This window comes from Vibrio sp. Vb0937, from assembly GCF_033338855.1.
Map to the genome: position 1 here is coordinate 466,100 of NZ_JAWOTK010000001.1, position 12,012 is coordinate 478,111.

Here is a 12,012-nt window from a genome sequence, read left to right on the forward strand (position 1 = left end):
ATTTTTAGGCAGTCAAAATATTCCCAACTTAGCTGAATTTACTCTTCAGCATTAAAAATAGGAAGTAAGTGCTGCCTATAATAGCGACCAACGTGCCAGCTGCGACCTGACTTGGATAAATAGCGATTTGTCCTAGCCAATCTGCCCACAACATTAGGGTTGCGCCAATTAAGGCTCCGACACACAGTTGCTCTTTCACTTTTCTTGCTCCTAACATCATCGCCATATGGGGAGCGACCAAGCCAACAAAAGATATTGGACCAACTGTAGCGGTAGAAAAGGCGCATAACAAAGCAACGATGGTGAGCATAAGCGTATTGGCTACGGTAGGGTTAAGCCCTCGTGCATTTGAGAATTGTCGCCCGATGGAAATTAGTGTTAGCCAACGAGAAATCGAGAATACAGCGGCAAGCAGAACTATTATGGCCAAACATAACATCAGTGCGGTGTCGGCTGTGACTCGATAAATAGAACCAGTTAGCCACAATAAAATTTTGTAACTGTCACCTGAGCCTTGAGCTAGCGAAAATTGAACGAGGGCTTCTAATAGTGCCGTTAGTGCGATGCCGGACAACACGAAGTTAGATGGATTAAAATGGCTTCGTTTACCGATAACCAGCAATAACATCAATACGGACATACTTCCGAAAAAAGCGATACCCCAGCTAAATGCGGAGAGAAGCGACCCAGCGATGACTCCTGTCGTAATAATGGCAAACGTGGCTCCGGAAGACACACCGAGAATATCGGGACTTGCCAGAGGGTTGTAAACTATGCGTTGCAAAATGATTCCGGCAACGGATAGCGCAATACCGACAGAAAGTGCGGTTAACATGCGCGGCCAGCGCAATTGCCATTGGAACTCACCTGGCACAGACCATTGAATTCCGTTTATACCATGGGTAACGAATGAGTAAGCTAGAATCCCAACCAGACTGAATAGCGCAATGCTGCATACCGCGCGTTTAGAAAGCGCCGTTTTTCCTTGGCTCATTGAAAGGTTAAGTTGATCGGTTGCCGTCAGTTTTTTACGAGTAAACCAAATTAAAGCGGGAGCGCCAATAGCTGCAGCCGCTACGCCGCTAGGAATGGTTTCCTCTAACCATAAGCTCAGCGAGATAGCGGCAGAGTCTGTGATGATTAGTAGCATTGCGCCCAAAAGCATGCTGCTGATCAATTCGTCGCGCGGTGTTCTTGCCCCCATCGCTCTGGCAATATTGGGTGTCAGTAATCCGATGAAGCTGATAATACCAACTGCGGTGATGGAGGCAGATACCAGCCAAATACCCATCACCATTAACGCACCAAACGCGGGTAATACCGCTAAGCCTCGGGCTGCTGCGCCTTCTTGTCCTAGTTTCATTAAGGTCAGAATACGTGGTGCGACGATCAAAATTACGATTGCGATAGCGCAGCGAGGCAATAACCACTCAAACCAATCCCAGCTGTATTGAGAGAGGTCTCCTGCTCCCCACATAAAAATATTCTGTGCGAACTGGGCGTTTAAAATAATAATGGCTGTGGCGATAGAACCGAGCAAGATATTGATCACCATCCCCGAAACGACCAACGGCAAACCTGTCATATTACGCACACCGGCAATTGATACGATCAGGCCAAACGCCACTAAAGCCCCAAACATTGCGGCTAATGCAGAGTAATCGGCGACCCAATCGACGAACCAAATGTTTACCACGACTAATGCAAGCCAAGCACCAGAAGAGGTGCCAAGAGTCAACGGCGAGGTGAGGTTATTCTGCGTTAATTGCTGCATTAAGCTGCCGGTGAGACCAAGCATGGCACCAACAAGCAGGGTCATACTTAACCTAGGAAGCTGCGCTTGCGTAAAGAATACGTCACGAAACTCGGTTGCTACCTCTGGTTTTGTTAATAATTGCCATTGTTCGAAAAGTGATAAATTAGTATCAATTTGTAGGCTAAAGACGCTAAGTAATGTAATCAGCGCCAGATAACCAATATAATGTTTCGTTCTCATTGTTCTGGTGCCAACTCTATTAGACTGTCGGTAATCGCTTCAGCGGTGTATTGCAAAGACATGGCACCGCCATACGCCCACACTGCTCTGACTGAATTTACCCGCTGCTTTTTCACAAACGGCATCGCTTGCCAAAGTGGCGACTCTTTCAGTTTTCGTTCTTCTGGGAAAGGTTGTACGTAGAGAACGTAGCTGTTTTGAAGGCTCTGAAGCCGATTGATTCGATCTTGCTTTACTCCCCACGCACGTGGGTCCTCTTTAATTGGAGCCTGTAATCCCAGTTTTCTAACCACGTAGTCAGTGGTGGAGTTTTCGGTTGCAAGTAATACAGTATTCGGGGTTGAAAATCGCATCACAAGAACGCTGAGTGGAGCAGAGTAATAGTGGCGAATTCGCTGGCGCATCTGCGCAAATGAAGCATCTAATTCTGCCAGTTTCTGTTCAGCAAGTGCCTCTTTATTGAATAGCTTGCTGAGTGTACGAAAGTGACGAATGGCCGTTTCAGCTGCGGCCTCTTTTTCAGAAAAATTAGGTAAATAGATTACCGGAGCAATTTGTTTGAGTAACGGAATCAAGTCTTGCTGTGGAGACGCAGCAAGGATGACATCTGGTTTCAAACTGGCTATTTTTTCTAAGTTGGGCTCTGCTCGGGTTCCAATATCTTCAATTGACTCTGGTGCAGTTGGATTGACGACCCATTGGCGGTAGCCTGGTAAATTTGGGGCTGCGATTGGTTCTACGTTTAGCGCCAAAACTTGTTCTAAGATGTCCCAGTTTAAGGCTACAACGCGTTGTGGCGCGTGCTCAAAACTATGCTCACCATATTCATCGGTAACGGTGATGACTGCATGTGCATTGGTCATAAAAAATGCGAGGAGAAAAGCAGATTGTGTAACCACAGTAAGTAAACGAGCTATTATGCGCATACAACAGCCACCTTTTGGCTCGCTAATGTGTTAGCCGGGCTTGGGTGTTCAATCAGCTTAATTGGTGACTCATATAGTTTAGAAAGGCGTGCCTCGTCTAACAACATGTCGGCGTTGCCTTCAAAGGCAATCTTACCTTTTTTGAGCGCAACAATGTGGGTGGCGTAGCGCAGTGCTAAGTTCAGATCGTGCAGGATCACGATAATGCCTACATTCTCGGTTCGATTCAGTTCTGCAAGCAGCGCCATTAGTTGAAACTGATGGTGAACATCGAGCGCCGAGGTTGGCTCATCGAGAATTAAAATTGGCGATTGTTGAGCCAGTAGCATAGACACCCAAGCGCGTTGGCGCTCGCCGCCCGATAAGTCATCCGCCAAAGCTTGAGCAAAAGGTGTAACTCCTGTTCGTTCCATAGCCTGCGTGATGATCTGTTTGTCTTCGGTTTTCCAACGACCAAGTGCCCCACGCCACGGAAAGCGACCTAAGCGCACTAGCTCTTCTACCGTTAAACCAGCCGAAGAGGGCAGCTTTTGTGGCAAATAGGCGATCTGTTTTGCCAACTCTTTGGTTTTAAGTGATGAAAGGGAAGTATCGTTTAGTGTTACCGTGCCTTTATCTGGCGACATTTGACCAGAAAGCAGGTTCACCAGTGTCGACTTACCTGAACCGTTATGGCCTAAAACGACCGTTAGCTCATTTGTTGGGATGTTAAGTTGTTCGATGCCGAGGATCTGACGTCCACCTCGCACGATCTCAATATTAGACAGTTGAAACATGGATGGCTCTTAGGAGAAAACTCCCCTCAATAGAGGGGAGTAGAAGTACAATTACCAGCGGTAGTTTGCGTTTAGCATAACAGAGCGAGACTGGCCGTAGTAACACCAGTAATCGCAACCTGAAACAAACTCTTTATCTAGGATGTTGTTCACGTTTAGCTGTGCTTGCCACTGTGAAGTGATGTCGTAAGTGACTGACGCATCCCAAAGAGTGACTGAAGGAACCGTTAGGTTCGAGCTCTTAGGGTTATCTTTTGACTCACCTACGTAGCGCACACCAGTACCGATATTGAGGCCTGGAATCAGGCTGTAGGCGCTGTAGTCTACCCATGCAGAAGCTTGGTGCTCAGGAATAAGTGCGGCTTGTTTTTTACCTTGGCCAAAGCTCTCATCTGTTTTCGCTTTAGTGTAGGTGTAGCTTGCCATCAGTTTTAGATCGTCGGTTAGCTGCGCCGTGCTTTCTAGCTCAACACCTTGAGATGTCACTTCACCTGTTTGTGTCGCAATCCATGTTGATGGGTTAGTGACCAACGCGTTCTTTTGCGTGATGTCGAACCATGCAAGGTTGATAAAGCCATCCATAAAGCTTGGCTCATACTTTACACCCACTTCTACTTGCTCGCCTTCCAGCGGTTTGTAAAGTTCATTGGTTGCCGCATCAATAGTGCTGATCACTTCAAACGACTGAGAGTAGTTTACGTAAGGTGACAGGCCATTGTTTGCAAGGTACATCACACCCGCACTTAGAGAGAGCTGACCATCATCACGAGATTCACTTTGATCAACGGTAGCGCCTTTGCCAGAGTTTTCTGTTTTCACCCAGTCGTAACGAGCACCGATGTTACCAATCCACTGTTCATGCAGTTTCAATTGGTATTGTGAATAGAGACTTGCTTGAGATTTCTCAATCTCACGTTTCACGTTGTCGGCAGGATCAAGAGGGGTGAAGTTGCCGTAAACTGGGTTCCACGGATTGATGGTGCCAAATGCGTAGTTGTCCTGCTCGTCGCCATCGGTTTTGTGGAATTGCAGATCCATACCGATAAGCACTGTGTGCTCTGCGTTGTCTGTCATCCAGTTGCCGACAGCATTGTTATCGAACGTGATGCTCTGGTTTTTTCCGTCACGGAATACGATGCCTTGCGTTAATTCTTCTTTCGCTGGATCGTTGTTTGAGAACGCGTAAGAGCTGCGCAAGTACAACTCATTCGAACCGTAGTTGAGGTTTTGCGAGAGTGACCACGTGTCATTGATGTCGTGCTCTAGTAAGTAACCCAGAGAAAACTGCGTGCGTTCGTATTTATCGTAGTTTGGCTGACCAAGGTTAGTCGAAGGATCGATTTTGCCAAAGTTAGAACCAATCAGAGTACCTGCTGCTGGGAAGAATGGGTTAGTTGGTACACCGTCATCACGAAGGTAAGTTGCCAAAACGGTCAGCATTGTACGGTCAGAAATGTCGAACTCGACACTTGGCGCTAGGTAGAAACGCTCGTTGTTTGTGCCGTCCAGTTCACCATCTTGGCTTGTCATCAAGCCAACCAAACGATAGCGCACAGTGCCTGCGTCGTTTGCTTCGTCAGCAATGTCAAAACCTACGGATTGGTGTTGGTTGTTGCCAACTTCGATTTTTACTTCGCCTTGAGGCGTAAACGTTGGTTTTTTCTGAACAGCATTCACGATACCGCCTGGTGCCGATTCACCAAACAGAATAGCCGATGGACCTTTAACGACTTCTACACTTTCTAGGCCGTAAGGTTCGACCAACCATGTGTAGTAACCATCGCGGAATAGGCGGTTGCCGTTTAGGTAAGTCGCTGCATCAAATCCACGAACTTTGAACCAATCAGTGTCGTTGTCTGCGCCATAAGGTTGAGCGGTTACACCAGACGTGTAGCGTAATGCTTCATCTAGTTTTTTCGGTGCACGAACACGAAGTTCATCTTCAGAAATGATAGATACGCTACGCGGCGTTTCTGCCGCAGGGGTTTCTACTTTAAGTGCTTGCGCGGTGACCGTTATGGTCTCCATGGCAATCACGTCATCTTGTACGACGTCTTCTTGAGCTTGTGCTGTGAATGCAACCACTGCTGTAGGTGCTAAAGCACAAACCAACGCATTGCGGATCGCGATGGTTAGTGAGTTATTCTTTGGCATAAATCTATTCCCGATAATTATGATTAACGCTAAGCTTAATTGTAATTATTATCATTTGAGCTTTTGTTTCGGTATTTTACTGACTTTTGTATCAAAAGATAGTAAAACGTTCGCAAATTCATTCGCGGTACCTAAAGTCATTGTTATGTTCAATTGGTTTGAAAAACTGACCCAACCCTTTCCCCAGATGGAAACCGAAAAGCCACCGAAGACGCTATTTGGCTTTTGTCGCTTTTACACTCGTGGCTTTGAAGCCCCTTTACTCGTTATGGCTGTGTTCAGTGCGCTTATTGCCATTACTGAGGTGACGCTGTTGCGTTATATGGGCGAGCTCGTCGATATTCTCTCTAATCAAGATCGCGCAACATTCTGGCAAGACCAGGGTGATCGCATGCTAATGATGCTGTTCTTAGTGGCGGTTGTGATGCCAGCTCTCGGTTTTGTCCACTCAATGGTGATGCACCAAACGTTATTAGGTAACTACCCGATGTCTATCCGTTGGTTGATTCACCGTTACTTGCTAAAACAAGCGGTTGGATTTTTCCAGCGTGACTTTGCAGGCCGAGTTGCGACCAAAGTGATGCAAAGTGCGTTAGCGGTACGAGAAACGGTCATGAAGCTCGTGGATGTACTGGTTTATATCAGCGTTTATTTTCTTTCGATGCTCTGGATGATGGGCGAAGCTGATGGTTTGCTAATGTTGCCTATTGTGATTTGGATAGGAATGTACGCGGTTATCCAGTTCTACTTTATCCCTAAAATGAAACAAGTAGCGACGGAGCAAGCGGATGCTCGTTCTGTAATGACTGGGCGCATTGTCGATTCTTACACCAACATATCTACCGTAAAGCTATTCGCGCACTCGCAACGAGAGTTGGAATACGCCGAAAGTAGCATGAAGCAATTTTTGGTGACGGTTTACCGCCAAATGCGCATGGTGACTTGTTTACTGTTTAGTGTGGATGCCATCAACTATTTGCTGCTGATGTCTATTAGTGCCATTTCGGTTTATCTATGGCTAGATCACGCTGTAACAATTGGTGCTATTGCGATTGCCATCAGTATTGCATTGCGCGTACAAGGTATGTCGAAGTGGATCATGTGGGAAGTTAGCGCGCTGTTTGAAAACATTGGCACGGTAGTGGACGGCATCAATACGATTTCAAACGATGTTGAAGTGAAAGATGTACCAAATGCTAAGCCTTTGCAAATCTCCCAAGGTGAGATCTGCTTTGATCACGTAGGTTTTAACTACAGTGATGAAAAGGCAGTATTTGAGAACTTGAATCTGACCATTAAACCGGGCGAAAAAGTCGGCATTGTCGGTCGCTCTGGGGCAGGTAAATCCACGTTGGTTAACTTGTTGCTGCGTTTTTACGATGTGAATACGGGTAAGATTTGTATTGATGGACAGGACATTTCTCAAGTTGAACAAGAGTCTCTTCGCCAACACATCGGTATGATCACGCAAGACACCTCTTTGCTGCATCGTTCAATTAAAGAGAACATTCTTTACGGTGATCCAGATGCTTCAATGGATGCCGTTATCGCAGCTGCTGAGAAAGCACATGCTCATGATTTCATTCAATCTCTACGAGACGAGCAAGGTAACGTTGGCTATGACGTTGAAGTGGGTGAACGCGGTGTGAAGCTGTCTGGTGGTCAGCGTCAACGTGTGGCGATTGCTCGCGTTCTGCTGAAAAACGCGCCAATTTTGATCATGGATGAAGCAACGTCTGCACTTGATTCAGAAGTAGAATCGGCAATTCAAGAAAACCTTGAAGTTCTGATGGAAGGAAAAACAGTGATTGCGATTGCTCACCGTTTATCAACGATTGCCGCGATGGATCGTTTGATTGTAATGGATGACGGCAAAATCATTGAGCAAGGCTCGCATTACGAGCTGCTGCAATTGGGTGGTGTTTACGCTCAGTTGTGGAAGCATCAAACCGGCGGATTTTTGTCTGAGCAAGGTGATGCTCAACTGCAAGTCATCTAATATGACGCTACACGAAAGAGGAGCAAATGCTCCTCTTTTTTGTGTCTGTCGTTTATACCGAGTAAGTAGGCGTTAATGGGCAACGTTAACTTGTGATTATTCATTGAGTTAGGCCAACTTAATGATGATTATGTTTATAACTCACTATCGTTATTGAATTTTTTACGCTTTTTTTACGCGAACTCCGAATGGGCTTTTGCTAAAGTTTTCTACATCGAATTTTGGTTGATGTATTTTATGTTTGTTCAATGGCGAGATAACACCTTTCTCTTTTCTACTACCGTGATTGTTGGTGCGGTTGTCGTCTCATGGCTGTTAGACCAACTGTTTGGCTCTACAGCCGCAGTCCTGCTGATTTTACAGTTAGCGGTCGTGGTAGTGGCGTTTCAATGCAACTCGCGATTCGCTTATGCGGCGGCGGTGGTCGAAGCGTTGAGCTTCAACTTCTTTTTCACGACGCCTCGTTACTCTTTGCAGATGTTTCGTCCGGAAGACATTTTTAATTTAGTCGTGTTTATGGTGGTGGCTTTTATCACCAGCACCTTTGCGGATCTTTATCGTCGGCAGCAGGGAGAGTTAAAACAAACCAAGCTGCAAAACAGCATCCTGCTATCGGTGTCCCATGACCTACGCACGCCGCTAGCAACCATTATTGGAACACTGACCACACTCAACGAGTACATGCCCAAGCTCGATGACTTAGAGCGTAAAGAATTGCTCGACAGTGCGACTTCAGAAAGCCATCGCTTGCATCAATATATCGAGAACCTCTTACAGGCGACTAAGCTCCAGCACGGCACATTAAAAATTACCAAAAAAGATGAGCTGATTGCAGATATTGTGCGGGATGCGGTTTCTCGTTTGCCGAATTACACCGAGAAAGTGTCCATGAATATGGATGATTCCGTTGGTTATTTATCAGTAAGTCGTTCGCTCATCGAACAAGCGATTTTTAATGTGTTGGATAATGCCATGCGATTTTCACCAGAGAATGAATCTGTTGAGGTTTCACTTTCTAAGCAGGGTTTGTCGTGCGTGATTGATGTTCGGGACATGGGGATTGGCATCAAAGCTGAAGATGCGGAAAAAATATTCAACCTTTTCTATTCCGGCGCGAACAACAAATCGGCCGATTCAGGCACCGGAATGGGACTCGCGGTTGCCAAAGGCATCATCATCGCACACCAAGGAGAGATTCAATCTATGCCAGTATCAGAAGGGACGCTGATCCGCATTCTACTTCCACTCAATCAAGGAGCAGAGCAGGCGTGAGTTACAAAGTTTTAGTCGTGGACGATGAGCCTCGCATTCATACCTTTATTCGAATTTCGCTGTCTGCTGAAGGGTTTGATTACATTGGCGCGAGTACCATTGCAGAAGCCAAAGCGTGTTTCGAAGCACATTCGCCGCACGTCATTCTGCTAGATTTAGGCTTGCCCGACGGCGATGGGAAGGAGTTTCTCACTACGCTTCGTCAGACGTATAAAACGCCAGTGCTAGTGCTGACGGCTCGCGATCAAGAAGAGGAAAAAATCCGCCTTTTAGAAGCGGGCGCGAATGATTACTTGAGCAAGCCTTTTGGCGTAAAAGAGCTCATCGCGCGCATCAAAGTGCTGGTTCGAGATTTGGTAGATGAGCAAACCGTCGCTGATGAGCTGGTGGCTGGCCGAGTCAAAATCATCAAAAGTACTCACCAATTTTGGTTGGATCAGAGGGAAATTCCACTCACCAAGAAAGAGTTTTCTTTCATTGAACAGTTGATTCTCAAGCCGGGAAAACTCATTGAGCAAACTCATTTGCTCGCGGTGATTTGGGGAAAAAGTCATGTCGAAGACACTCACTACTTACGCGTGTTAGTGAGTCAACTACGCAAAAAACTGAACGATAGTGCTGACGAACAGCGGCTATTAAAAACCGAGCCGGGGCTGGGTTATCGTTTAGTGCTTGAGACGTCCAAGCACTACTAAATTCCAAATTTAATCAACGTTAATGCCAAGGTTTAGTGCTGGTTATCGGCACTCGAACAGGATTCGTTTTGCCTATTTTCCGTGGCGGAAAATCAGTCTAACCCTTAACGCATTAGCATTTTCTATACATAAAACACAGTTAGGTATTGATATGGCTCACTTTACAGTAATTGGTCTAGGGCGATTTGGCGTTGCCGCCAGCTTAGAACTTATTCATCTTGGACACACCGTAACGGGGGTGGATAGCGACCCGAAAATCGTCGAAAAATACGTCGAAGAGTTAACGCAAGCGGTCATATGTGACGCAACAGACGAAGGTGCACTCAGAGAGTTAGCGTTAGCGAACAGTGATGTGGTGTTGGTGGCGATTGGCGAAGACATGCAAGCCAGTTTGTTGTGTACGCTGGCGCTGAAAAATCTGGGTGTGAAATCTATTTGGGTCAAAGCGAGCACCAAAGCACACCACACCATCGTGTCTAAGCTTGGTGTACAACGCATTATTCATCCGGAAGAGGAGATGGGCGTAAGAGTCGCGCAGGCACTCAACTATCCGATGGTGAACAACTATTTGGAAATGGGGCATGGTTTGTATGTGGTGGAAATCCACGTTAAATCCAATCTGCACGATACGCCGCTTTCTAAGTTGATCAGCCGAGGCAGTTACAACATTCAGCCTATCTTGGTGAAGCGCGAAGAAGCCGTCTACACCAATATCAATGATGAGTTTGTGCTTAATGAGTTCGACACGCTGTTGCTTTGCGGTAGTCGCGCTGAGCTGAAATACGTCGCTCCAAGGTTGGTGTAACATGGTTTTGTGGCATCCCTCTGTTATCCCAATCGAGCGAAAACCCAAAGCGGGCAAAAAATTGTTGGGCGCACCGCCATTAATACTTAGCCTCAGCTTTGCGTGCTTGATCATGCTCGGCACGGTCTTACTCAAACTGCCGATTGCCACCACAGAGCCCATCACTTGGATTCAAAGCCTGTTTACTGCGACATCGGCCATTACGGTGACGGGATTAGTTGTGGTAGACACGGGCACGGCGTTTACGCCTTTTGGGCAAGTGGTTATTGCTTTCCTGATTCAATGTGGTGGCCTAGGTTTAATGACGTTTGCCATCGTGACCTTGCTGGCTCTGGGCGGAAAAATTGGCTTTTTGGAGCGAGCCGTCGCGAGAGAGGCGTTCAACCAAACTGACTCATCGACACTCATTGCCACCGCTAAATCTGTATTGATGTTCGCTCTGCTCGTTGAACTTATTGGTTTCACTATTTTGAGCGTTTATTGGAGTGAAGAGCTGGGTTGGAAAACCAGTTTGTTCCATGGTTTCTTCTACACCATCAGTGCGTTTAACAATGCAGGTTTTGCGTTGAGTGCCGATAGCTTAATGCCTTATGTGGACGACCCGGTCGTTAACTTCACCATTACCAGTTTGTTCATTATTGGTGGTTTAGGCTTCTCGGTTTGGATTGACTTAAAACGCAATCGCCGTTGGCACCGACTCACCGTTTACAGTCGAATGATGATCTTAGGCACGGTGATCATTAACGTGGTGGCACTTATCGCCATTTACCTGATTGAATATGAGAACCCCAATACGCTTGGCCCTTTGAGCGAAGCAGGGAAATGGTGGGCATCGTGGTTTCAAGCGGTGACGCCAAGAACGGCAGGGTTCAACACTTTAGCTATCGATCAGTTGGAAGATGCCACAACGGCGATCATTCTGGTGTTGATGTTTATCGGCGGTGGATCATTGAGTACGGCAAGTGGCATTAAAGTTGTGACATTTATGGTATTGGTCTTGGCAACTTACAGCTATTTGCGTCGCGATGAAGCAACCTATGCCTTTCAACGCGAGATTCCCAAAGAGACCATCAGCAAGGCATTGGCGCTGACTCTGATCTCGGTGGGGGTGACTTGGTTTGCCATATTCACGCTGTTACTGACAGAGAAAGCGTCTATGTTAGATATTACGTTCGAAGCGGTCTCGGCACTGGGTACGGTTGGGTTATCGCGAGGCTTAACGGGCAGTTTGTCCGAACCAGGTGAGTTAGTGATCATCTTCATGATGTTTATGGGACGATTAGGGCCTCTTACATTAGCGTACTTCTTAGCCAGTCCAAGAAAGAAAAAAGCGCGTTACGCGAGTACTAAACTGGCAATAGGGTAGATGGGCTAACTCGAAGAAAGTGA

General features: G+C 46.6%; 9 protein-coding genes. 5 read left to right on the plus strand and 4 right to left on the minus strand.

Features of this window, described 5'->3' with window-relative positions; genetic code table 11:
• Positions 1-28 precede the first annotated feature (28 nt).
• The 4 genes from fhuB to R7P67_RS02110 are packed head-to-tail and all read right to left on the minus strand — an operon-like array spanning position 29 to position 5,852.
• The gene (gene fhuB / locus R7P67_RS02095) at positions 29-1,996 is read right to left on the minus strand and encodes a Fe(3+)-hydroxamate ABC transporter permease FhuB (protein WP_005383903.1); all 1,968 of its coding nucleotides are present in this window, start codon (positions 1,994-1,996) and stop codon (positions 29-31) included.
• Complete coding sequence (locus R7P67_RS02100; protein ID WP_262652875.1) at positions 1,993-2,922, minus strand: iron-siderophore ABC transporter substrate-binding protein; 930 nt, start codon at positions 2,920-2,922, stop codon at positions 1,993-1,995. The genes fhuB and R7P67_RS02100 overlap by 4 nt, the downstream gene beginning before the upstream one ends.
• Positions 2,913-3,698 (minus strand): ABC transporter ATP-binding protein, encoded by a 786-nt coding sequence (locus tag R7P67_RS02105; protein ID WP_005375174.1) that lies wholly within the window; start codon positions 3,696-3,698, stop codon positions 2,913-2,915. Before R7P67_RS02105 ends, R7P67_RS02100 begins: the two co-directional genes overlap by 10 nt.
• 51 nt (positions 3,699-3,749) lie before the next feature.
• Positions 3,750-5,852: a TonB-dependent siderophore receptor gene (locus R7P67_RS02110; RefSeq protein WP_167415888.1), complete on the minus strand. Its 2,103-nt coding sequence runs from the start codon at positions 5,850-5,852 to the stop codon at positions 3,750-3,752.
• Between the two features lie 145 nt (positions 5,853-5,997).
• Between R7P67_RS02110 and R7P67_RS02115 the strand changes: the two genes are divergently transcribed.
• From R7P67_RS02115 to R7P67_RS02135, 5 genes are all read left to right on the plus strand, one after another.
• Positions 5,998-7,851 carry an ABC transporter ATP-binding protein gene (locus tag R7P67_RS02115; protein ID WP_033906862.1) on the plus strand — a complete coding sequence of 618 codons (1,854 nt, stop codon included), beginning with the start codon at positions 5,998-6,000 and terminating at the stop codon, positions 7,849-7,851.
• Between the two features lie 237 nt (positions 7,852-8,088).
• Positions 8,089-9,123: a DUF4118 domain-containing protein gene (locus R7P67_RS02120; protein WP_171344188.1), complete on the plus strand. Its 1,035-nt coding sequence runs from the start codon at positions 8,089-8,091 to the stop codon at positions 9,121-9,123.
• The gene (locus tag R7P67_RS02125) at positions 9,120-9,818 is read left to right on the plus strand and encodes a response regulator transcription factor (RefSeq protein WP_047103933.1); all 699 of its coding nucleotides are present in this window, start codon (positions 9,120-9,122) and stop codon (positions 9,816-9,818) included. Before R7P67_RS02120 ends, R7P67_RS02125 begins: the two co-directional genes overlap by 4 nt.
• A 151-nt stretch (positions 9,819-9,969) precedes the next feature.
• A complete protein-coding gene (locus R7P67_RS02130) occupies positions 9,970-10,623 on the plus strand; it encodes a potassium channel family protein (protein ID WP_005375180.1) in 654 nt (217 codons plus the stop codon).
• A gap of 1 nt (position 10,624) precedes the next feature.
• Positions 10,625-11,989, plus strand: a complete 1,365-nt coding sequence (locus R7P67_RS02135) for a TrkH family potassium uptake protein (RefSeq protein ID WP_262629171.1) — start codon at positions 10,625-10,627, stop codon at positions 11,987-11,989.
• The last annotated feature ends 23 nt before the right edge of the window (positions 11,990-12,012 follow it).